Below are 24,632 nucleotides of genomic sequence, written 5' to 3'. Positions count from 1 at the left end.
GATCAAGCCTTCTTCCGTCTGTCAGCGAGCTGGGAAAAGAGGATTTTTTTCGAAAGAAGAGAAATATATTTTTTGTAAGCGTTTACTGAGAAATGAAGGAGGGATACCATGATTCACACGTTGGCAAATGGATTTTACCGCTTTTGCGAGTGGGTGATGCGGCTCGCCTATTTGAATCTGCTGTGGATCGGTTTTACGCTGGCGGGAGCGGTCATCTTCGGTTTAGCGCCGGCGACTGCCGCGATGTTCGCTGTGACAAGACAGTGGGCGCTGGGAAAGACGGAGATTCCGGTGTTTCAGACGTTTTTTCAGGCGTTTAAAAAGAAATGGGCGAAATCAAGCGTTCTCGGTTTGATATTGGGCTTGGTCGGCTTATTGCTGTTTGTTGATTTTCAAATTGCGGTCGTCTATTTTCACGATCAGCCGGTTGTCTTAAGCCTGTTCATCAGTTTGTTTATCATTTATGCCATCATCCTCTTATACGCTTTTCCAATCGATGTCCACTACGATTTAAAACGGATTGCAGTGCTGAAATACAGCTTCATCATCGGCTTTTCCCGTCCGCTCACCTCGTTTTTCATGCTGATCAGCGCGTTTGGTTTGATTCTGCTCGCTTTATTTCATGTCACATTTCTTCTGTTTTTCAGCGGCAGTGCTTTAAGCTTCATTTTGACAAAGCTTTCGTTTCAGGCCTTCCGTGCAATCGACGGGCGCCGGACAGACAAGCAGGCTGCCGTCACACGCTTGAAATGAAGGTGTTCGTTCGGTGAACCGTTATCAGCATTTAAAAATTAAAGATCAATTGTTTATTTTGATTTCACTGATCATGGCCGTTTCGCTCATCCTGATCTTGAGCGGTGTTCAATACGCGTTCCGTGTATATGACCAGCAGATTTACAGGAAGTCGTCACAGGTGCTGATGTTATCATCAAAAAGCATTGAAGATGAATTGAAAAAGATTGAGGATGTGTCATATCAAATCACCACTGACGCAGACATCCAAGCGAACCTTCTGAAAGCCGGCCGCGGCCAAAACAAATACGGGCGCTACCGGATGAAAAGCAAAATTTGGGATAAGCTTGCCGAATATACCGGCTCTAAGCGGTACATTAAATCGATTCATTTGTTTGATGCTTCAGGCACTGAGTATTCCGCAGGGGCGAATTTAATCGAAGCATTGCGGGAGCAAAAGAATGCGCTGATCGAAAAAGCGTCGCGCCAAAAAGGCAGCAACACGTGGGAGCCTATGCCGGGTGAAACCGGCGAGCTGTTATCCGTCCGGGAAATTCGCTCCTATGAACGTTTAAACCTTGACCACCTGGGAACCGTGGTGATTGTCGCCGATTTAAAACGAGTCATTGGCGACCTTCCGAAAGACTGGGGGGAAGGCGCGGGCAAGATTGCGATGTCGGACGGGCGGGAGCTGTTTTTTTCTGAAATGCCTTTCAGCCAAACCGATGGACTCCGTTTATCTTCTCATGCTGAAAACGGATATGACATTGTGGAGGAAAACGGCCAGCGCTTTTTCGTTTCATATGTCAAATCAGCGTATAAGAATTGGACGTATTGGAGCCTGATCCCCTTTGACGCTATGTTTTCGAAAATCTCTGCGATGAAGACGATACTGATTTCCCTTTTTATCCTCTTCTTTCTGATTGCGGTTCTCTTTGGAAGAAAAATGGCCAAGGGCATTACGAGTCCGATTGAGAAGCTGGTGGCGGCCATGAAAAATGTCCAAAACGGCGATTTTAAACTGGCGCCGCTCACTCGTGCTCCTTTAGACCGGCAGGATGAAGTCAGCGTCTTAAACCGGAACTTTTTTACAATGGTTGAACGGATCAATGAACTGATTGCAGAGAACTACAAGAAGCAGCTGATGCTGAAAGAGACGGAATTCAAAGCGCTCCAAGCGCAAATCAACCCCCACTTTTTATACAACACGCTCGAGTCGATCAACTGGCTGGCAAAAACGAACCATCAGCCGCAAATTTCAAAGATGACGGAATCTCTCGGGTTTTTGCTCAGGAATGCCATCAATATGAAAACCGACGTGCTGACGATCGAAGAAGAAGCTGAAATCGTGCTCCACTATTTTACCATTCAGCGGTTTCGCTTTAAGGAGCGGCTTGTTTTTGAGCTTGATATTGAGCCATCGGTGAAAAAATGCCGCATACCAAAGCTTGTTCTCCAGCCTTTGGCTGAAAATGCGATTACATACTGTCTTGAGCCTTTCATTGAACCTTGCCATATTCAAATCAAAGCATATAAAAAAGGAGGGTTTGTTTATTTAACGGTTGCCGACAACGGCCCGGGCATGGATGAAGACTTTTTGGAAAAAGCGAGAAAGGAGCTTGTCCGGACAAGGGGCAGAGGAATCGGGCTGCAAAATATCGATGAGCGCATTCAGCTAATGTTTGGCAAAGGGTACGGCTTGACGATTTCAAGCGAAAAGAACAAGGGAACCGAAATGATGATTAAAATACCATTTCAAAGCGGGGTGTGATGATGTATAAAGTGCTGTTGGCGGACGATGAACGGATTATTCTTGACGGCATCTCCAGCATGATCGAGTGGAATTCGTTCGGGACGTCTTTAATCGGAGCCGCCCAAAACGGGATAGACGCTTACCGCCTGATTATGAAAGAGCGGCCTGACATTGTGATCAGCGATATTAAAATGCCTGGGATGGGAGGACTCGAACTTATCGAAAAAGTGTCCCGCGACCACCCGTCAATCCGGTTTATTTTGCTGACGGGCTTCGGCCAGTTTGAATATGCAAAAAAAGCGATGTCATACGGAGTCAGGCATTATTTGCTCAAACCCTGCAATGAGAGCCATATTACAGATTCGCTTCAAAGCGTGATCGGCGAGCTGAAAAAAGAGGAATCGGCGCAAAAAGTGAAAACCGATCTGGAGATGATGAAGCCGCATCTTATGAAGCAGATGTTAAAAGAGCTGGTTACTGGCGGCAGCTTCGAGGATGAAGCGTGCCTGCGCTTCTTTTCAGAGCAAAAGGTCATCAGGCTGATTATGTTTTCCGTCCGGGACGGGGAGGACAAAGATTATGCACATGGCGTTGAGTCCATTGCGGATAAGGTGCTGAACGGTTCTGTCATCGCTTCGGCCCGCGTTCAACAAGTGCTTGTCTGTGCAGTAGACGGAGCATTGGCTCCTGCCGTGCTTGAGGAAAAAATGAAAAGCGTCCAAGAGCTTTCACGCCGCTTGCTCCGATTTGAACCTGAGGCATCACTCAGCGAAAGCGGCAATATTAGCGAAGCCTCCTTCATGTACGAAAAGGCATACGCAAAGATCGGCCAAGATGAAGGGGAGACATCGGTTTTAATTGGGAGAGTGCTTGATCTCATTGAAAAGGAGGCCTCAAATCCGAAGCTTTCGCTAAAATGGGCAGCCCGCAACATGCTGTACATGAACCCGGATTATCTCGGCAAGCTGTTTAAACAGGAAACCGGTGAGAAGTTTTCAAGCTATGTCGCAAAGGTGCGCATCGAAAAAGCGATCGCGAAGATGAAGAAGTCTAAAAACACGGCCATCGGCACTCTGGCAGAGGAACTGGGGTTTGGCCACAATCCGAAATACTTCAGCCTTGTCTTTAAAAAATATACGGGACTCACCCCATCAGAATTTCGAAAAAAAGAAGAAAACACGTTTTAATGCCGCCGGGTCTATCCGGCGGTTTTTTTGCGCATTGACGGAATCTCTGTTTTTTTAACATTCTTCTCTGTTTTTTGAGTTTCTGGGACAGAAAGTTGAATTTAAAATGAAATGTAAGCACTTACAAATTAAGGAGGGGGAATGTTGATGAGAAGATTTGTGTGTTTCTCTTTTTGCATTTTGCTGATGCTCGGCCTGTTCGGATGCAGTTCAAACACTGAAGAGACGGCCGGTGCGGACGGCAAAAAGAAGGTTACCTTGAGGGTCGCATGGTGGGGCGGACAGCCTCGGCATGATTATACATCAAAAATCATCGAGCTGTATGAAAAGGAACATCCGCATGTCAAAATCGAAGCGGAGTTTGCGAATTGGGACGATTATTGGAAAAAGCTTGCCCCGATGTCTGCGGCGGGCCAGCTGCCCGATGTGATTCAGATGGATATGGCGTATCTCTCCCAATACGGCAAGAAAGGCCAGCTTGAAGATCTGACTCCGTATGTCAAGGACGGGACGATCAATACCGAATCGATTGATGAAAAGACGATCAAAGGCGGCGAAATCGGTGATCAGTTATACGGCTTCCCGCTCGGTGTGAATGTGCTGTCGGTGATTACCAATGACGACATGTTAAAAGAAGCGGGCGTTGAGATTGACGACAGCAGCTGGACGTGGACCGATTTTGAAAACCTGGCGCTGAAGGTCGAGGAGAAGACAGGGCAATACGGTTCAAACGGCATGCATCCGCCTGATGTCTTTTTTCCGTATTACCTGAGGACGAAGGGCGAGCGCTTTTATAAAGAGGACGGCACAGGACTTGCTTATTCAGACGACAAGCTGTTTGTCGATTACTTCAAGCGGCAGGTGAAGCTCGTCGATGAAAAAGCTTCGCCGACGCCTGATGAAAGCGCGCAAGTGAAGGGAATGGAGGACGATTTTATCGTCAAAGGCCGAACCGCTGCAACATGGAATTATTCAAATCAGTTCGCGGCGTTCGCACAGCTGACCGATGCGCCCCTGTCATTAAAGCTGCCTCCTGAACAAGGGAAAGAAAAGGCGCTGTTTTTAAGGCCGAGCATGCTGTTTTCAATTCCGAAAAGCTCCGAGCAGAAAAAAGAAGCGGCTGCATTCATCGACTTCTTTATTAACAATGAAAAAGCCAATGCCTTGATCAAAGGAGAAAGAGGCGTGCCGGTTTCATCCAAAATAGCGGAAACGGTAAAGTCAGAACTGAGCGAAGAGGAGAAAAAGATTTTCGAATATGTCGAACGGGCTTCAGAGTACGCGGGGGAAGCTGAACCGCCTGAACCGATCGGCAGCGCCGAAGTCATCAAGCTGCTAAAAGACACGTCAGACCAAATTTTGTTTAAAAAGATCACGCCTGAAGAAGGAGCCGCGAAGTTCAGAAAAGAAGCGGACGCCATACTGAAAAGAAATCAACAATGATAAGCGGGGCAAGTGAAGGAAGGCCGCTCATCAATTGCAGGAGGAAGTGAACGTGAAGCGAAAAAAAAGAATTGACAATTTGGCGGGTTATGCCTTTATTTCCCCGTTTATTATCGGATTTTTGTGCTTTACCGTCATTCCGATGGGAGCCTCGCTGTTTCTGTCTTTTACCAGCTACGATCTGTTCACCCCGCCCAAATGGGTCGGCCTTGACAACTATAAGGCGATGCTGACCGATGATGAAAAATACTGGGGCTCGCTGAAAGTGACGTTTTATTACGTGCTCGCCGGTGTGCCGCTGCGCCTCGCGTTTGCGCTCTTCATCGCGGTGATTTTGAACAGAGCCGAAAAAGGTGTCGGCATTTATCGGACGCTCTTTTATCTTCCGTCCATCATCGGCGGCAGCGTGGCAGTTGCGATTATGTGGCGCAATGTATTTGGCAATGACGGTGTCATCAATGCGCTTTTGTTCTTCCTCGGTTTTGACAAGAAAATTCTTTGGTATCAGGACCCTACAAGCGCATTGTGGACCTTGATTCTTTTGTCGGTGTGGCAGTTCGGCTCATCTATGCTGATCTTTCTTGCCGGATTGAAAAATATCCCGCCAATGTATCAGGAAGCGGCAAGCGTCGATGGTGCAAACAGGTTTCAGCGGTTTTTTCTCATTACGCTCCCGCTTCTCAGCCCGATCATCTTTTTTAACTTGGTGATGCAGACCATTTCAGCCTTCATGACCTTTACGCCGGCCTACATTATTTCAAAAGGGGAAGGCGGTCCGCTTGACGGGACGCTTCTGTATTCCCTCTATTTGTTCCAGCGGGCCTTCAACTTTTTCCAAATGGGCTACGCATCGGCGATGGCATGGGTGATGCTGATCCTGATCGGCCTTGTCACATTCATATTGTTCAAAACTTCATCCTTATGGGTGCATTATGAATCGAAGGAGGGGTAGCTGGTGGAGCCGGTAAAAGACATTTCGGGGCGGGCGGCGCCTGCCCCGCTTCCAGCAGGAAATGGAAAGAAAAGAGCCGGGCATCTCGTGTTTCATACCGCGACGGCCATTCTTGCGATCATCCTTTTGTATCCTGTGATCTGGCTGATCGCAAGCTCGTTTAAAGAAAGTGCAAGCATATTCGCCACATCCCACTCGCTCATCCCGGACCCTTTGATCCTGTCCAATTATACAGAGGGCTGGAAAGGGATCGCCGGACAGCCGTTCATCACATTTATTAAAAATTCGCTTATCATTGTCGGCCTCTCGACGGTCGGCGCGGTCTTGTCCTCTGCGTTCATCGCTTACGGATTCGCGCGGATTCCGTTTAAAGGGAAGGCATTCTGGTTTAGCTGCATGATGGTGACGATGATGCTGCCGCACGAGGTGCTGATGATTCCGCAGTACATCATTTTTGCAAAGCTGGATTGGCTGAATTCATTCAAGCCGATCGTTGTTCCCCAATTTTTCGGGCACGCGTTTTTTATCTTTCTGATGATTCAGTTCATCAGGACGATCCCGGTAGAACTCGATGAAGCAGCAAAGATTGACGGCTGCAGCCGTCTCGGCATCTTTTTCAGAATCATTTTGCCATTGATCGCCCCGGCGCTCGCGACGTCCGCTATCTTCTCGTTTTACTGGAAGTGGGAGGAGCTGATCAATCCGCTTCTTTACTTGAACAAGCCGGAGCTTTACCCGGTGTCTCTGGCACTAAAGCTGTTTTTAGATACGGAAACGGCGTCTAACTGGGGGGCGATGTTTGCGATGTCAGTCGTCTCACTCGTCCCGGTGATCCTCGTGTTTTTCGTCTTTCAAAAATCGATCGTCCAAGGAATCAGCATGAGCGGATTAAAATAAAAAAGGAGAGAAGCGTGCATGACAAAGCTTGTTTTTGATGAAGAAAAGCTGAATGAAGTGATCGACAGAATCGTCAAGCGGACATTTGAGATGGATTTCGAATGGGATTGGCCGGGCGGCGTCGCGTTTTACGGTGTGGCTGAGGCGTATGAAGCAACCGAAAATGACGAATACCTCGAGCTTTTGAAAAACTGGACAGATGAAAAGCTTGAAGACGGCTTGCCTAAGCTGTCGATCAACGGGGTATCCATCGGCCATACCCTTCTATCGCTCTACCAGGCGACAGGAGATGACCGTTATCTTGACACCGCCCGGCAAATGGCGGACTTTGTGCTTCACGAAGCGCCTCGGTTCGCAGACGGGGTTTTGCAGCACACCGTCAACTCAGAGAAACATGTATTCCCTGAACAGGCATGGGTCGATACGATGATGATGGCGGGCTTGTTCCTTCTCCGAATCGGAAAACTTGTCGGCAGCGAGGAATATTTTGAAGACGGGCTCCGCCAGTATCACGGCCATGAAGAATTTTTGCAGGACATGGAGACCAATCTCTATTATCACGGATGGGACCATGTGGCCAAAAACAATCTGTCAGGCATATTTTGGGGAAGGGGAAACGGATGGGCAGCTTTGACGATGGCAAAAGCGCTCCCTTTGATCGATGTTACGCATCCTTCATATATGATCATTGACGGTTCACTCCGAGACTTGTTGAGCGCGCTTGTCAGGCTTCAGCATCCTTCAGGTTTATGGCACACCGTACTGACGGATCCGGATTCATATCTTGAAGTGTCAGGATCTGCGGGGATTGCTTCCAGCCTGCTGTCCAGAGGCTCGCTATACCACAAATCCGTTCAGAAGGCGCTATCAGCCATTACAGATGCGGTCGCGCCTGACGGAAGGGTGGAACGCGTTTCAGCGGGTACAGCGGTGATGCGGGATGCGCAGGGCTACAAAGACGTGCCTTATAAACGGATTCAAGGCTGGGGACAGGGGCTTGCCCTGACCTTTTTGGCCGACGTCGTCCGCTCCAAGTCGCGCGCGTTCCAATAGAAATTGAAAAAGAAACATTCTTTTCATTGCAGTGGGGGGAGAGGGATGAAAAAGCTGCATCAAAGATATGTTTCACGGCGTAAAGGGAGTTTTTTTAAAAAAAGCTTTGTGCTGATCCTGCTGATTGCGTGTATTCCCGGCTTATTGACGGGTGCAGGAATCTATTTGTTTTCGGCTGCAAAAATTGAAAAAGAGCTCCAACATCTGCACGAGAACCAGGTGAAACGCCAAATCAGCCAAATCGATGACAAGCTGGAAGGGCTTGAGACCATGCTCTCCCAGCTTGCATATGATCCGCGCCTGATGAACGGTCTGGCCGATGCCGATCTGCAAACGGATTTTCAAACGACGTACAGGCTCTCAAAATCGCTGTTTTTGCTTCAGGATCAAAATCCGCTCATTCACAAGGTTGAACTGTTCATTCAAGGGAAGGAGCCGATTCTCTTAAATCCGGAATACAGCGGAATGACCGACCGGAAAATCTTAAAGGCTTATCATTCGCTGCTTGAAGGCGGTCAAAACGTTTATTGGAAAGACATGAGCGGCGCTCCTTCCGGAATGGCGCTTGTCCACAAAATTCCCGGAGGCATCTCAGAACCGTTCGGTGCGCTGATTTTGACGCTTGATCAAAGAGAAATGGGACATTTGTTGGAAAGCCTTTCACCTTATTCAAAAGGAACAGCGCTCCTCTTTCATCATGACCAGAAGCCCGTTTTTTCTGGGAGCAAACGCGGCAAAACCAATTTTGAAAGCGTTATAAAAGAGAGGCTTGAGAAACAAAAGAAGCAACAGGGCTCCTTTGTTATGGATTGGAGCGGAGGGGTGTATTCCGTTTCATATGGACGAATGGACAGATTGAACCAGGAATGGACCTATGTCTCGGCTTCACCGATGTCGGCGATTACGGCTCCGGTGTTGTTTTTATCGAAGCTCGTCGCGTCGGTCAGCATCGCCGGGATCGTTCTTGCCTTCATTCTGGCATGGTATGCGTCACACAAAATTTATTCACCTGTCGCGAGGCTGATCAAGCTCTGCTCAGGAGAGGGAAAGGCCGCCCATTTTCCTGATGAATTTCATTGGCTCGAGAAGCGCTGGGAAGACCTATCAGAGGAAAGCGGCAGACTGAAAAAGGAAATGCCCCAGGCTGCAAACGTTTTTTTTCAGCGCCTTTTAAGCGGATACTTTGCAGATGAATCAGAGAGGAATTTGAGAGATCGTCTGAAAAGATGGGGCTGGGAAGCGAAAGACAATGTGTTTACCATCATCGATGTTCAGCTGACGGGACTCTATGAAGGAAACGGATCTTTTACAAAAAAGGACGAAAGTCTGGCGGGCTTTCTGTTGGGCAACATTACGCGCGAACTTGCTGGAAGGACATTCAACCATATTTATATGAGCGATGTCCGTTCGTTATCGCTCGCGGTGCTGCTGATGAGCGGCCGGAAAACAGCCTTCAAGGAAGAAATCGCCCAATTTGTGCGTGAGCTGACGGATGTGATCTACGGCGTATCCAGACTCCACGTCACAGTGACGGTATCAAAAACCGCTGACATGTTAAAAGACATTCCCGGCATTTATGAAGAGGTGAAAGAAGGCAGGCATTACAGACAGTTCGAAAACGCCAGCCAGGTGATCGATTTAAGCCGGCGGGAAGACGTGCCTCCCGCTGAATCATACTATCCGTTCGCTCTTGAAAAAGAGGTAGTCAGGGCTTTGAGCCTTGAAGAAAGGGATGAAGTCGAAAGAAGGATCAGGCTGTTCATCCGGGAGCTGTCTGAAAAAGGAAAAACGGAAATCCGCATCCAGCCGGGCATGATGCAGCTGTTCGCAAAGATCCAAGAAGAGATCTTTCATTCCGGCCTTCACCCTTATGAATTGTTCAGCCGAAAAAATCTGCTGCAGGAGCTTTCAGAGCTGAGGGAGCCGGAAAGGGCCGTCGGCTGGATGATGGAGCGTGTCATAAGCCCTTATCTTAAAGAGATGGAAGGAAGGAAAAACAGACAGCAAAAACGGCTTGTCGAACAGGTGCTTGAGATGATTCATCAGGATTATATGAACGATATCTCCCTTGAAAGCTGCGCTGATCAAGCCGGGACGAATTCGTATACGCTGAGCAAAGCTTTCAAACAAGTAACCGGCATCAATTTTATCGACTATGTTACTCGCCTCAGAATCGAAAAAGCGAAAGAGCTCCTTCTTGAAACGAATAAAAAAATCCATGACGTTTCTGAAGAGGTCGGCTACAGACACAGCTATTTCAACCGGATTTTTAAGAAGCAGGTCGGCATTCCACCGAGCCGCTACAGGCAGATTCATCAGGAATCTTCGTGAAAGGGAGAGTGCTATGAAACGAACAGACAAAAAGCCAAAAGTGACAGTATATTTGGCAGGGGACTCGACAGTCGCAGACTGTCCCCCGCATGAAGCGCCGATGGCCGGCTGGGGACAGATGCTTCCGCTGTTTTTCTCAGATGAGGCGGCGGTTGTGAATATGGCAAAAGGCGGGGCCAGTTCGAACAGCTTCATTGATGAAGGCCGACTCGATGATATCACGGAGCGGCTTGAGGCTGGTGATTATGTGTTGATCCAGTTCGGGCACAACGATCAAAAGCCATACGGAACAGACCCGTATACAACCTATCAGGAGCATCTTGCCCGCTATGTGGAAGCGGTTCGTGAAAAACAGGCGACTCCGGTTTTGATCACCTCCGCAGAGCGCAGACGTTTTGATCAAAACGGAAAGCCCGCTGACACGCTTGGCGATTTTCCGAAAGCGATGAAGGCGCTCGCTGACAGCTTCGAAGTGCCGCTGATCGATTTATGGTCCAAAACAAAAGCGCTCTATGAATCTCTCGGAATCGAAGGCTCAAAACGGCTGTTTGTCCACTTTCAGCCGCATGAGCACCCTCATTATCCAAATGGAATCGAAGACAATACCCATTTTTCCGAGGCAGGAGCCCGTCAAGTTGCCAGGCTGGTAACAGAAGGAATCAGAGAGCTTGGTCTGCCTCTATCGGCCTATCTTCATTGTGGAAGGAGCGATTTCCGTGCCGGAGTATAATGTAAGAGAAGGAAGCCTGATGTATCAAAACCCTTTATCATCCCCTGAAGATCTCCGCGGCTGGGTGATGGAAGGGAAAGGAATCGTTCGTTTTCCGCAGGGCCGCATGCAGATGGAGAACGAGCTCGACGCTGAGCAATATGGAGATGATGCCCATTTTGTTTACTGGTGTCCTGAGACATTCCCTGATGGAATTGTTGTGAAGTGGGATTTCCACCCTGTGCGGGAGCCTGGCTTATGCATGATATTTTTTGCAGCCACCGGGATCAATGGGGAAGATTTATTTGACGGGCAGCTGGCGGAGAGAACAGGGAAATATCCGCAATATCATTCAGGGGACATCAACACATTGCACCTGTCGTATTTCAGGCATAAGCATGCTGATGAAAGAGCATTCCGAACATGCAACCTCAGGAAAAGCCGCGGATTTCACCTCGTCTGTGAGGGAGCCGATCCGCTTCCGCCCGCTGATGACGCTTTGCCTCCCTATCGGATGAAGCTCATAAAGGACGGGGCATGTGTTCATTTTTCAATCAACGGGCTGCCCATTTTGGAATGGACGGATGACGGCAGGCGTTTCGGTCCTGTTTACGGCGGAGGAAAAATCGGCTTCAGACAAATGGCTCCGCTGAAAGCAGCCTATGCCAACTTTGAAGTGCGCAGGCTGCTGCGCGGCTGAAAGGAGAATCGGACATGCGGGAAAAAGGCGTGATGGCGATGATATACGGCGCTTGTGAAGCGATCATGAAAATCGCCTGGCTGAACGGGCTCTGGGTTTTATTCACGCTGGGAGGAGGCATTGTTTTCGGCTGGGCTCCGAGCACGGCTGCGATGTTCACGGTCGTGCGCAAGTGGCTGCTCGGCCGGACAGACGCACCGGTATTCAAAACGTTTTATCAAACGTATAAAAAAGAGTTTTTCAAAACAAACGGACTTGGCTTCATCCTCTTCGCCGCCGGAACAATTTTATTCGTAAACTATCAATTTTTCCGCGTCCGTGCGGATTTATTTTCGATCATGATCAGCTATGCCACACTGATGGCCGGGCTGATGTATTTCGTGGTTTTCGTTTATATTTTTCCGCTATACGTTCATGTTCAGCTGCCGTTTGCCCGCTATTTTTCACAGGCTGCGCTGATCGGTCTCGTTCGCCCTTTGACGACGGCCGGAATGGCAGCTGCAGGAGGCTTGGTCGTTTATGTGCTGTTGACGGTTCCGGGTCTGATCCCGTTTTATGGTGTCAGTTTGTTTGCTCTTGTATCGATGTTCATCGCACATCGCTGTTTTTTGCGTCTGGAAGGCTAGCTAAACCGTGCAAAAATGAGAAAAGTGAGCAAAAAAGTATCAATTGTAAAGGCTGAACCGCTTAAGACCGGACTTGAACACATCTTTTCCCTTCGGCAAAAAAGTGCAATTGAATAAAAATGGAAGCCGTAATAGAATCCCTTTTAAGTAAGCGCTTACAAAAATGACGAAGGGAGAAGATGATGAAAAAAGGAAAGAAAAGGTGGAAGAAACTGTTGGCCGCGTCATCTCTTTTATTCATCACGCTTGTGACCGGCTTCTCGGAACGAGCGGAAGCAGATGGGCGCACGGCTGCGCAGGCAAGGCAAATGGAGTCGCTGAACCGGGGGCTTGTCGCTATTAAAACGGGGAACGGTGTTTTTGTCAGCTGGCGTCTGCTCGGAACCGAGCCGTCTTCTGTTTCATTTAATGTGTATCGAAACGGAAAGAAGCTGAACGGTTCCCCGATTACATCGAGTACAAACTATCAAGATGCGGGCGGGGATTCGAATGCCGTTTACCAAGTGCGCGCCGTTTTGAACGGCATGGAGCAGGCTCCTTCTGAAACCGTCGGAGTTTGGAATAAACAATACAAATCTGTTCCGCTGCAAAAACCGGCCGGGGGAAAAACGCCTGATGGGGTGTCATTCACATACAGCGCCAATGATGCGAGCGTCGGCGACCTTGATGGAGACGGCGAATATGAAATCATTCTCAAGTGGGATCCTTCCAATTCAAAGGATAATTCACAGGACGGATACACGGGAGATGTGCTGATTGACGCATACAAGCTTGACGGCACCATGATGTGGAGAATCAACCTCGGCAAAAACATTCGCGCCGGCGCCCATTATACGCAGTTTCTCGTCTATGACTTTGACGGTGACGGAAAAGCGGAAATCGCCATGAAGACGGCCGAAGGGACGAAAGACGGCAAGGGAAAGGTGATCGGCAATGCAAACGCCGATTATCGCAATGCCCAAGGCAGAATTTTGTCAGGGCCCGAATATTTGACGGTTTTTAAAGGCGATACAGGTGCTGAGCTTACAACGGTCAACTACGAACCCGCCCGGGGAAATGTAGCCGATTGGGGAGACAGCTACGGCAACAGGGTTGACCGCTTTCTTGCCGGTGTCGCATACCTTGACGGGGAGCGGCCGAGTTTTGTCATGGCACGCGGGTATTACACGAGAACAGTGCTTGTCGCTTACAACTTCAGAGGCGGAAAGCTGACCAAGCTGTGGACGTTCGATTCGAATGCTCCCGGAAATGGCGCCTATGCCGGTCAAGGCAACCACAGTTTGAGCGTCGCTGACGTTGACGGAGATGGAAAGGACGAAATCATATACGGAGCGATGGCTGTCGATCATAACGGAAAAGGCCTCTATTCAACCGGATGGGGACATGGGGATGCCATGCACACAGGGAATCTGGACCCGTCAAGACCGGGACTGGAAGTCTTTCAAGTGCATGAAAACAGCAATTCTCCTTATGGCTTGTCCTTCCGGGATGCGAAAACAGGAAAGATTATCTGGGGAGTTCACGCAGGTAAGGATGTCGGACGCGGAATGGCAGCTGATATCGATCCGCGCTACGAAGGAGCGGAAGTATGGGCGAACGGCGGTCTTTATACGGCAAAAGGCGTAAAAATCGGAAACACATTGCCTTCATCAACGAACTTCGGCATCTGGTGGGACGGCGATCTCCAAAGAGAGCTTCTGGACAGCAACAGAATTGATAAATGGGATTATCGAAATTCGCGAACCGTTAACTTGCTGACAGCGTCCGGAGCGTCGGCAAATAACGGAACAAAAGCGACGCCGTCCCTGCAGGCTGACATTCTCGGAGACTGGCGCGAAGAAGTGGTCTGGCGAGCGGATGACAGCAGCGAATTGCGCATCTACACGACGACAGATGTGACGGGGCACCGCATGTATACGCTGATGCATGATGCAGTCTATCGCCTCGGGATCGCCTGGCAGAATGTCGGCTACAACCAGCCGCCACACACCGGTTTTTATTTAGGCGAAGGCATGCAGACACCGGAGAAGCCGAACATTTATACACGCTGATGAAAAAGGGGAGCTGCATAATGAAGCGATATGTTCGCTGCGTATGGGTCATCCCCCTCCTTTTCTTCTTCATCACGGGAATGGGGGGACCTGCGCAGCCGAAAGCCGCTGCTGCACATCACAGTCAGGATCTTTTTCTGTTCGATTTTGGAAAAGGTCCCGCTGAGAAGGATTATGTGAAAGTGAACGAGGCCTCCGCGTATCAAAATGGTGTAGGCTACGGATTTTCACAGGCAGGGAGCGCTGTGTGCAAAAAGACGCAAAAAAAAGAAGCGCTCAAGAAAGACTATTGTGTCTTGAACCGGACGGCTTTTCTGGCGGATCTCTCCCCCGGCAAATACCGCGTGACCGTATTTGCCTCATCCCGCGGTGAATTAGAGATTTATGCCGAAGGAGAGGAAATGGGAACGATCCCGGCCGGAGCAAAGGGAAGCTCAGCCGAAAAAGCGTTCACCGTTTCGGTGGAAGACGGGCGCCTCGATTTGGAGTGGAAAGGGCCTCAGCCAAAAGTGTATGCCGTCGAAATTTCGAAGGTGTATCAGTTTGATTTTGGTGACGGGCCTCTTGCTTCGGGCTTTATTCCGGTAGGCTCTCAATCGGCTTATACCCCTCTAAAAGGCTACGGATTTGACGACACGGCAAAGGTGTCTTGTACGGACCGCGGTACGGCCGACCCGCTTCGTTCAGACTTCTGCATTCCGGATGGGACGGCGTTTACTGTCGATTTGCCTGACGGTCAATATAATGTCCAGATGATAACCGGAGATGCGCGGGCAAAAACGAACATGGATGTACGGGCAAACGGCATGCTTCAGCTGTATTCGTTTGGAGCGGAAGCGGGCGGATATAACGAAAAAACGTTTCCGATTCATATTTCCGGCGGCCGCCTTTCCATTCAAGCTTTAACGGCGAGAACAGCGCCGCGCCTCAATGCGTTAGTCATGACGAAGACGGCTTATCATGTAACAGATGACAAGACGACGGTCTTTCTGGCGGGAGATTCCACGGTCTCCGATTATGAACCAGGTTATGCGCCGATGGCAGGCTGGGGGCAATTTTTAGACGGCTATTTCTCGGATGAAATCGTCATCGACAACCAGGCGAAACGCGCGAGAAGCGCGAAAAGTTTTGTGGATGAACGGTCACTGGATACGATTTTGAACCGGATGAAACGGGGCGATTATTTGTTGATTCAGTTCGGCATCAATGACGCCGGGCAAGATCCGGCCCGCCATACAGATCCGTATACGACATTTCAGGAATACTTGAGAACATATATTGACAAAGCCCGCGAAAAAGGAGGACGGCCTGTGCTCGTCACTTCTCAAAGTAAACGAACCTATGATGAAAAGGGCGTTTTTTATAACAGCATTGGAGAATATCCGAACGCAATGAGACAGCTCGGACGGGAAATGAACGTTCCGGTGATCGATTTAAACAAAAAAAGCATCGATTATTACAACGAGATCGGCGTTGAAGCGACTAAAAACGTATTTATGTTTTTAGAGCCGGGAGAAAGCCCGAATTATCCGGACGGAATCCAGGACAGGGTGCATTTTCACGAGTTCGGTGCCAACCAGTTGGCAAGGCTCGTGACAGAAGAAATCTCCAATTTGAACATGTATCCGCTGAAACATTTGCTTAAGAAATAAGGTGTCGGGAGAGCCGGTCTCCGGTTCTCCTGTTCGCCATTCCAAACCGTAAAGGGGGAGAGAGGACTATGGGAGAAAAAGACAGACATGCAGCAGCTGAACGCGTTCGGCCGGTGAAAACGGCGGCAAAACCGAGGCAAATGGAACACTTAAACCGCGGACTTGTGGCCGTAAAAACAAAAAAAGGGGTTTTTCTCAGCTGGCGGCTTTTAGGAACCGATCCGGAAGAAACGGCTTTTAACCTATATCGCAACGGCCACAGAATTAACTCAACACCTATTTCATCATCGACCAACTTTCTTGATAAACACGGAAACGGAAAATCGGTCTATTATGTGACAAAGGTTCTCGGAGATAAGGAAGTCGAGACGTCACACAAAACAGCTGTCTGGCAGAAGCCGTACTTGGATGTTCCGTTAAACAAGCCTGACGGCGGGACAACTCCTGACGGCGCAATGTACACGTACAGCGCCAATGACGCGAGCATCGGAGACCTCGACGGCGACGGAGAATACGAAATTGTGCTCAAATGGGACCCGTCCAATTCGAAAGATAACGCGCACAACGGCTATACCGGGGAAGTCATCATTGATGCCTATAAGCTTGACGGGACATTCATGTGGAGGATTCATCTCGGGAAAAACATCCGCGCGGGCGCCCATTATACCCAATTGATGGTCTATGATCTTGACGGCGACGGAAAAGCGGAAATCGCCATGAAGACGGCTGACGGAACGGTTGATGGAACCGGACGGGTGATCGGCGATCAGGCTGCCGATTACAGAAATGAAGATGGACGAATTCTGGACGGGCCTGAATATTTGTCGGTTTTTCACGGGGAAACGGGAAGGGAATTGGCAACCGTCGATTACGATCCGCCCCGTGGAAGGCTTGAGGACTGGGGAGACGGATACGGCAACCGCATGGACCGGTTTTTGGCAGGCATCGCCTATTTGGACGGGGAAAGGCCGAGCCTTGTCATGGCGCGCGGCTATTACACAAGAACGGTGCTAGTCGCTTACAACTTCCGGGACGGCAAGCTGACCAAGCTGTGGACGTTTGACAGCGACAAGCCCGGTAACGAAGGCTATGCAGGGCAGGGAAACCATAGTCTGAGTGTTGCTGATGTCGACGATGACGGGAAAGATGAGATTGTCTATGGCGCGATGGCCGTTGATCATGACGGAACAGGGCTTTATACGACAGGGCTTGGACACGGTGACGCCATGCACGTGAGCGATCTTGACCCGGATCGGCCCGGGCTGGAAGTCTTTCAAGTGCATGAAGATCCGCGCCTTCCGTACGGCCTCTCATTTCGCGATGCGGGTACAGGGGAAATCCTCTGGGGAGTGCCGGCTGATACAGATGTTGGGCGGGGAATGGCCGCGCATATCGATCCCCGCTATCAAGGCGCGCTTGTCTGGGCGATCGATCCCCCGGGTAATGAAGGAAAATCATACGGCCTCTATACGAGTAAGGGCGAAAAGCTTAGCGACGCCGCTCCGGCTTCGGCTAATTTTGCGATTTGGTGGGACGGTGATCTTCTCCGCGAGCTGCTTGACCACGATTGGAAAGAACCCGCCGGCATCCCCAAAATTGATAAATGGGACTATCACAGCGGCAGGCTGGTCAATCTGCTCACTGCTGATGGAACGCTGTCTAACAATTGGACGAAAGGGACGCCTGTGCTTCAGGCCAATCTATTCGGCGATTGGCGCGAAGATGTCGTGTTCCGCACGGTCCGAAGCGATGCTCTGCGAATATACACAACGACCGAGCTGACTGAACACCGTTTCTATACGTTCATGCACGATCCCGTCTACCGCTTGGGGGTAGCATGGCAAAATGTCGCTTACAATCAGCCGCCTCACCCCGGATTTTATTTGGGAACCGGAATGAAAAAGCCGCCCCGGCCGAATATTTATACCGTTCCTTGTAAGAGAAATGAAGAATGACAGAGACCGGCGGTTCATCATGCATATGCACGGGGCACCGGCAGGATTATTAAATATACAAAAAAGTATGATTGTAATCTCACAGCCTGTTCCCATAAAATGAGTGGTAAGCGATTTCATTACAAAATGAAAAGAGGGATTCATATGGGGTATCAGGCGAGTGATTCACGCTATGAAAATATGAAATACAACCGTTGCGGACATTCAGGATTAAAACTGCCTGCTCTGTCTTTAGGGCTTTGGCACAATTTCGGAGAAGCAAGTTCCTTTCAAAATGCCAAAGCGCTGTTAAGAAAAGCATTCGATCTGGGTATCACCCACTTTGACTTGGCGAATAATTACGGTCCGCCCCCCGGTTCTGCCGAAGAAACATTCGGAAAAGCGCTGAAAACCGATTTTGCCGGCTACCGCGATGAAATGGTCATCAGCACGAAAGCCGGCTATACGATGTGGCCTGGACCATACGGCGATTGGGGGTCAAAAAAGTACCTTGTGGCAAGCCTTGATCAAAGTTTAAAACGAATGGGCATTGATTATGTCGATATATTTTATTCGCACCGCCCTGACCCCCATACACCATTGGAAGAGACGATGGGAGCGCTCGCCCACATCGTCAGGCAAGGAAAAGCTTTATATGTCGGTTTGTCGAACTACAGCGCTGAACAGACCGAAAAGGCGGCTGATATTTTGCAAGAATACGGGATTCCGCTCCTCATCCATCAGCCCAAATATTCAATGTTCCACAGAGAACCGGAAAAAGCCCTGCTGCAAGTGCTGCAGAAAAAAGGAGCCGGGGCGATCGCGTTTACACCTCTTGCCCAAGGGCTTTTAACAAAGAAATATTTGACGGGGATTCCCGCCGGGTCAAGAGCCGCTGATGCGAACAGTCCGTTTTTGCAGGCCGAGGGCATCACAGAAGACGTGCTCGGCAAAGTCCGCAAGTTGAATCAAGTGGCGGCCGAACGCGGACAGTCCCTGCCGCAAATGGCAATAGCCTGGCTTTTAAAAGATCCGCGCGTCACCTCGGTGCTGATCGGCGCAAGTAAAACCGAACAGATCGAAGAAAATGCCGCGGCTCTTAAGTCCGCTCGATTCTCAGCTGAAGAGCTCGACACAATTGATAAAATTCTTTCATAATAAGGAGTGGTCGTGATGACAATCAGCATCTATTTGGCCGGCGATTCGACCGTGCAGAATTATAAGGCGGATTCGCCTCAGGGAGGCTGGGGCGAATTTCTCCAGTCTTATTTATCCGGAAATGTACAGGTGATCAACCGGGCAATCGGGGGCCGGAGTTCAAAAACGTTCGTTGAAGAGGGAAGACTTGCATCGATTTTGGATGTGATCAAACAGGATGATTGGCTGTTCGTTCAGATGGGGCACAATGACTCGTCAAAAGACAAACCAGAACGCTATACAGAGCCGTATACGACGTATAAACAATACTTGAAAATGTACGTCGACGGCGCGCGTCAAAAAGGAGCCTCGCCGCTTCTCATCACGCCTGTCGCAAGGCTCCATTACAAGGACGGCGTCTTTTTGAACGACTTCCCGGACTACTGCATTGCGATGAAGCAGGTGGCAAGTGAAGAAAATGTCCGCTTGATCGATTTAATGGACAAAAGTCTTCAGCACTTTGCGGAAAAAGGGTACAGCGAGGTATTTAAATATTTTATGATCTCGGAAAATGTCAACGACTACACACATTTTACGAAAAAAGGGGCCCGGGAAATGGCGAAGCTCGTTTCGGCCGGCATTCGAGAGCTCGGGCTGCCGTTTGTCAAAGAGACGGTATGAAGATGAACGGAAAACTGTACCACGGCGCTTGCTTTTATCCCGAATTGTGGGACGAGGATGTGTTGGATGAAGATATCAGGATGATGAAGCGAGCCGGGATCAATGTTGTCAGAATCGGAGAGTTTGCCTGGTCAAGGATGGAGCCGGAAGAAGGGAGGATCGATGTCGGATTTTTTGCCGGCGTCATCCGAAAGCTCTACGACAACAAAATTGAAACGGTCATGTGCACACCGACTGCGACGCCGCCGATCTGGCTGACCCACGGGCACCCGGAAAGAATGCATGTGAATGAAAAAGGGGAGACGATGGGACACGGTTCGAGGCAGCATGCCTGCACAAACCATCCGCATTTCAGAGAGCGGGCCCGCCTGATCATCAAACAGATCGCCAAAGAGCTCGGACAACTGCCGGGATTGATCGGATGGCAGCTTGACAATGAATTCAAATGCCATGTCGCAGAATGCATGTGTGAAACGTGCAACACATTATGGCACAAATGGCTTGAAGACCGCTATCAGACGATTGACCGTCTGAATGAGGCATGGGGTACGGGTGTATGGAGTGAAACGTATCAATGCTTCGAGCAAGTTCCGCAGCCCGGACCGACCCCGTTTTTGCACAATTCTTCTTTAAGGACGATGTATCAGCTGTTTTCGATGGACACGATTTCTGAATTTGCGCGTGAGCAGGCTGAAGTGATCAGAGCATACTCCAATGCCCCGATCACCCATAACAGCAGCGTCATGTTCGGGGTTGATCATGAAGACCTTTTCAAGAGCCTTGATTTTGCCTCGTTTGATACGTACGCCAGCCAGGAAAACAGCGCCGCCTTTTTGTTTAATTGTGATTTATGGAGAAACATCAAAAAAGGACGGCCGTTTTGGGTGATGGAGACGAGCCCTTCCTATAGCGCTTCGCTTGAAAGTTATGCGGTGCCTCATCAAAACGGCTATTTGAAAGCTGAAGCTGTCTCTTCTTATGCTCTTGGCGGAGCCGCGTTCTGCTATTGGCTGTGGCGCCAGCAGAGAGCCGGGTCTGAACAGCCGCACGGGGCAGTGCTCAGCGCATGGGGGGAGCCTGATGTTGGATATGAAAATGTGCTCGAAGTCGAGCGGGCGAGACGAGAGGTTGAGCACATCATGCTGGCAACGGCTCCTTTGCAGGCTGAAACAGCTGTCGTCTATTCGGACCGTGCGAAGGTGTTTTTGAAAACGGAGCCTCATCGGGATCTTCATTACAGAACGCTGATCACCGAGTTTTATGACAGATTTTTAAAGATGGGCATTCACAGGGATGTCATTCTTGAAGGGAGCCCGCTTGCCGGCTATAAACTGCTGTTTACGCCGTTTATTCACTATCTTCCGCTTGCGTTTATCAAAAAAGCCGAAGCATTTGCAAAAAGCGGCGGCATTTGGATTGCGGGTCCGCTGACGGGCGGAAGAACAGAGCACCATACGATTCACACCGATTGCGGATTGGGTGATTTGGAGAAATGTTCCGGTGTCAAAACGCTTTTTACATTCCCGATGGATGAGCGGAACTCAAGCGGAACAGCGTTTGGCGTAAAGGCGCCGCTGAGCTTGTGGAGCGCTGTTTTTGAAGCCGGAGGCACCAAGGCTGTCGGGATGATTGAGAAAGGCCCGGCATCAGGTAAAGCGTTCATCACAGAACATAAATGCGGAAACGGAAAAATCGTCATGCTCGGGTCGATGCCGGCAGGCGAAGCTGGAGACATCATGATGAAAAAGCTGATCAGCCATTATGCCGAAGAAGCGGGCGTTACGCAGAAAACCGAAGCCACTCCCGGAACAGTCGTCGCGCCCCGGAAAGGAGCAGACGGTCTTGTCTGGGTCGTGATCAATATGGACGGCAAAGGAGGCGCAGTGACACTTGACGGAAACGGAACCGATCTATTATCCGACAGGCCCGTATCCGGACGCATGACACTCGGCCCGCACGAATACCGTGTGATTTTGTTTTCAGAGAATAAATGAATCGCCGCAGGCGCTTGCCCGCGGCTTTTTTGTTTCGTTTTGCAAAAAAAGGGATGATCCCTGCAAAAAAAGAGCAGGCACCTTTCTATCATAAGCAAAAAAGGAATATTGACGGTCAATAGGCTAAACAGGAAAATATTCACTGACCAACCGGTTGAAAAGAAAGGAGGAACGCTTGTGAAAGCACAGGCTGAACTAAAATGGCTGAATAGGGCGCCTGCCGCGTTCGGCGGGGTGACTTGGGGAGTGCCTTGGGCAAAAGGAGTGCTGCAAAAAGGGGAGACGGTCGCCATTGCTTCGGAAAACGCCCCGTGTTTGCAAACATGGCCGCTCGCGTATTGGCCTGACGGCTCGATTAAATGGACGGGCCATGCCGCAGTATTTCCAAAAGAAAGCGGCAGCCGACTTATATTGCAAAAAGGGGAGCCCGGCGCACCGAAAAACGTCGTGCATGTCAGCGAGCAGAAAGATGAAATCACGGTGAATACGGGCGCGATAGTCTGCAAACTTGGTAAATCGGGGCCGTCACTCATCCGTTCGATTTCCATTTCCGGGGAAATGATGGCGAAAGAAGGACGGCTCATCGCTTTAAAAGAAAAAAGAAGCGGCTCAGATTCACAAAGCATGTATCATATTGCCCGGTTTGAGAGCATGGTTAAACGTGCGGCAATCGAACAAAACGGTCCGGTCAAGACAGTCATCAAGATTGAAGGCGTCCACCGCGGTGAAGGCATGGATGTTTGGCTCCCTTTTACCGTCAGGCTTTCTTTCTATGCCGGTGTCCCGTCCATCCGGATCATGCACACGATCTTCGTCGACTGTAACGCAGAAACGGAGTGGATCAAAGGACTCGCTTTAGAGATGAACGCGGTTTTGAGCGGAGCGCCAAGGAACAGGCATATTCGCTATGCAGCCGACGGAGGGATTTACGGAGAGGCTTCTCAGCTGCTTGTGACGAGAAGATTTAATGAAACAAACGGGTTCTATGAACGACAGATTGCGGGACAGCCTGTACCGGAAGAGTCGGAAATTGTGCGCGATGCGGAGAGAAACGCCGTCTGGAACGATTTCAAGCTCATTCAGGATTCACCTGTTCACTGGCGCTTAAAAAAGCGAACCGGCAAAGACTGCGCCTGGGTGGATGCGATTCAAGGGGGAAGAGCGAAAGGGCTGATGTATGCAGGCGGGGAAAACGGCGGCATCGCGCTCGGACTCAGGAACTTCTTTGAAAAGTATCCGTCATCGCTTGAAGCGCAAGGTCTTGCCGGTGGCGAAACGAAATTGACGGTTTGGTTCTGGCCTCCTGAAGCTGAAGCGATGGACTTCCGCCATTATTCAAAAGACACTCATGTTGAAAGCGCATATGAAGGGTTTGCCGAAATGAGGTCGACGGCCGTCGGCATTGCCAATACGAGCGAAGTCAATCTCGCCTGTTTTGCAAATCCGCCGAGCGATGAAGAGCTGAACAGAGCGGCGGACGAATGGCAAAACCCCCTGCTGCTTATTTGTGAGCCGGACTATTATTATCACACCCGCGCTTTGGGCGTTTGGAGCCTGAAAGATAAACAGCGCCCGCTTTCAGCGGCGCTTGAAGATCAGCTTGACGAGGCACTCAAGTTTTACATGAACGAAGTCGATCAGCGGAACTGGTACGGCTATTGGCATTACGGTGATGTGATGCATACGTATGATGCCGTCCGGCATGTATGGCGATACGACCTTGGCGGCTATGCATGGCAAAACACGGAACTCGTACCGAATCTCTGGCTTTGGCAGTCTTTTTTCAGATCCGGGAGGGAAGACGTCTTCAGAATGGCGGAAGCGATGACCCGTCACACTAGCGAAGTTGACTGCTACCATTTCGGAGAATATAAAGGCCTCGGTTCAAGGCACAATGTCCTTCATTGGGGCTGCGGCTGTAAGGAAGCGAGAATCAGCATGGCCGGCCTCCATAAGCCTTATTATTTTTTGACGGCGGACGAGAGGACGGGGGATGTGTTAACCGAGGTGAAAGATGCCGATCGAGCGCTTGAGACGCTTGATCCGATGAGAGCCTATTATCCGGAAAAAGAGTTCCCCGCCCATGCCAGAGTAGGCCCCGACTGGGCGGCGTTCTGTTCCAATTGGCTGACGGAATGGGAGCGGACCGGTGATGAAGCGTACCTTGATAAAATCAAACGGGGGATCAGCCGGCTTAAAGAACTGCCGCTGCGTCTGTTATCCGGGCCGACTTTCGGATACGATCCTAAAGCTTCAGATCTGCTTCATATGGGTGACGGGAATCATGGCGGCTATCATATGGTCATCGCCTTTGGCGCCCCGCAAACATGGATGGAGCTTGCAGAACTGCTGGAGAATGACGAATGGAAGGAGATGCTCGGCGAATTCGGCGAATTTTATTTGTTGACTGATGAAGAAAAGCGGAAGAGGAGCGGCGGGAAGCTTCACGATGATCTATTTCACTGGCCGATGTTCTCCGCTGCCATGGCCGCTTATGCTGCCCGGCTCCGCCAAGACCGGAAGCTTGCCGAAAAAGCATGGCGCCTGTTGCTGGATGAAAAACAAAGCCATACACCGTTGCCGATCGCTCCAAAACAGGTCCATGCCTGGAAAACGATCACGGAAATCCCCTGGGTCACGACAAACTGCGTCTCACAATGGTGCCTCAACACAATAGCCGTGCTGGAGCTGCTCAAAGATATGCCACCTGATCAGGACATGCAAGAAAAGATCATTCAGGCAATGAAAGATCATCCCGCTCGCGGATGAAGGCAAAAAATGAAGGTTGTCGGAAAAATGT

The 24,632-nt window shown here is 49.9% G+C and carries 18 protein-coding genes; all 18 read left to right on the top strand.

Annotated elements, in window-relative coordinates; translation table 11 throughout:
* Positions 1–108 precede the first annotated feature (108 nt).
* The gene (locus H2R00_RS08200) at positions 109–753 is read left to right on the top strand and encodes a YesL family protein (RefSeq protein WP_154994990.1); all 645 of its coding nucleotides are present in this window, start codon (positions 109–111) and stop codon (positions 751–753) included.
* Between the two features lie 13 nt (positions 754–766).
* The gene (locus H2R00_RS08195) at positions 767–2,503 is read left to right on the top strand and encodes a sensor histidine kinase (RefSeq protein ID WP_182070815.1); all 1,737 of its coding nucleotides are present in this window, start codon (positions 767–769) and stop codon (positions 2,501–2,503) included.
* Positions 2,504–2,505: 2 nt separating this feature from the next.
* Positions 2,506–3,672, top strand: coding sequence for a response regulator transcription factor (locus H2R00_RS08190; RefSeq protein WP_182071044.1), 1,167 nt, complete (start codon positions 2,506–2,508; stop codon positions 3,670–3,672).
* A gap of 141 nt (positions 3,673–3,813) precedes the next feature.
* A complete protein-coding gene (locus H2R00_RS08185) occupies positions 3,814–5,115 on the top strand; it encodes an ABC transporter substrate-binding protein (RefSeq protein ID WP_182070814.1) in 1,302 nt (433 codons plus the stop codon).
* A 34-nt stretch (positions 5,116–5,149) separates the two neighbouring features.
* On the top strand, positions 5,150–6,067 hold the full coding sequence (locus H2R00_RS08180) for a carbohydrate ABC transporter permease (protein ID WP_182070813.1): 918 nt from the start codon (positions 5,150–5,152) through the stop codon (positions 6,065–6,067).
* Between the two features lie 87 nt (positions 6,068–6,154).
* Positions 6,155–6,964, top strand: a complete 810-nt coding sequence (locus H2R00_RS08175) for a carbohydrate ABC transporter permease (protein ID WP_234113182.1) — start codon at positions 6,155–6,157, stop codon at positions 6,962–6,964.
* A gap of 18 nt (positions 6,965–6,982) precedes the next feature.
* A complete protein-coding gene (locus tag H2R00_RS08170; RefSeq protein WP_182070812.1) occupies positions 6,983–8,017 on the top strand; it encodes a glycoside hydrolase family 88/105 protein in 1,035 nt (344 codons plus the stop codon).
* A gap of 45 nt (positions 8,018–8,062) precedes the next feature.
* Entirely contained in the window at positions 8,063–10,348 is a 2,286-nt protein-coding gene (locus H2R00_RS08165; protein ID WP_182070811.1) for a helix-turn-helix domain-containing protein, read from the top strand.
* Between the two features lie 13 nt (positions 10,349–10,361).
* Positions 10,362–11,078, top strand: a complete 717-nt coding sequence (locus tag H2R00_RS08160) for a rhamnogalacturonan acetylesterase (protein WP_182070810.1) — start codon at positions 10,362–10,364, stop codon at positions 11,076–11,078.
* A 19-nt stretch (positions 11,079–11,097) separates the two neighbouring features.
* Positions 11,098–11,757: a YesU family protein gene (locus H2R00_RS08155; protein ID WP_234113183.1), complete on the top strand. Its 660-nt coding sequence runs from the start codon at positions 11,098–11,100 to the stop codon at positions 11,755–11,757.
* A 14-nt stretch (positions 11,758–11,771) separates the two neighbouring features.
* Positions 11,772–12,383 (top strand): YesL family protein, encoded by a 612-nt coding sequence (locus tag H2R00_RS08150; protein WP_154994596.1) that lies wholly within the window; start codon positions 11,772–11,774, stop codon positions 12,381–12,383.
* Between the two features lie 182 nt (positions 12,384–12,565).
* The gene (locus H2R00_RS08145; RefSeq protein WP_182071043.1) at positions 12,566–14,434 is read left to right on the top strand and encodes a rhamnogalacturonan lyase; all 1,869 of its coding nucleotides are present in this window, start codon (positions 12,566–12,568) and stop codon (positions 14,432–14,434) included.
* A gap of 20 nt (positions 14,435–14,454) precedes the next feature.
* Positions 14,455–16,086 carry a rhamnogalacturonan acetylesterase gene (locus tag H2R00_RS21205; protein ID WP_244958297.1) on the top strand — a complete coding sequence of 544 codons (1,632 nt, stop codon included), beginning with the start codon at positions 14,455–14,457 and terminating at the stop codon, positions 16,084–16,086.
* A gap of 68 nt (positions 16,087–16,154) precedes the next feature.
* On the top strand, positions 16,155–18,041 hold the full coding sequence (locus H2R00_RS08130; protein ID WP_182070809.1) for a rhamnogalacturonan lyase: 1,887 nt from the start codon (positions 16,155–16,157) through the stop codon (positions 18,039–18,041).
* 144 nt (positions 18,042–18,185) lie between these two features.
* Positions 18,186–19,178, top strand: a complete 993-nt coding sequence (gene mgrA, locus H2R00_RS08125) for an L-glyceraldehyde 3-phosphate reductase (protein WP_182070808.1) — start codon at positions 18,186–18,188, stop codon at positions 19,176–19,178.
* Between the two features lie 15 nt (positions 19,179–19,193).
* On the top strand, positions 19,194–19,838 hold the full coding sequence (locus tag H2R00_RS08120) for a rhamnogalacturonan acetylesterase (RefSeq protein ID WP_154994602.1): 645 nt from the start codon (positions 19,194–19,196) through the stop codon (positions 19,836–19,838).
* Positions 19,835–21,832: a beta-galactosidase gene (locus tag H2R00_RS08115; protein WP_182070807.1), complete on the top strand. Its 1,998-nt coding sequence runs from the start codon at positions 19,835–19,837 to the stop codon at positions 21,830–21,832. The genes H2R00_RS08120 and H2R00_RS08115 overlap by 4 nt, the downstream gene beginning before the upstream one ends.
* 177 nt (positions 21,833–22,009) lie before the next feature.
* Positions 22,010–24,601: an exo-rhamnogalacturonan lyase family protein gene (locus H2R00_RS08110; RefSeq protein ID WP_182070806.1), complete on the top strand. Its 2,592-nt coding sequence runs from the start codon at positions 22,010–22,012 to the stop codon at positions 24,599–24,601.
* Positions 24,602–24,632: the final 31 nt, after the last annotated feature.

It is taken from the genome of Bacillus haynesii, from assembly GCF_014042035.1.
Classification (GTDB): Bacteria; Bacillota; Bacilli; order Bacillales; family Bacillaceae; genus Bacillus; species Bacillus haynesii.
Note: the sequence above shows the minus strand (reverse complement) of the source record. Positions and strands in the feature narration are given on the sequence as shown.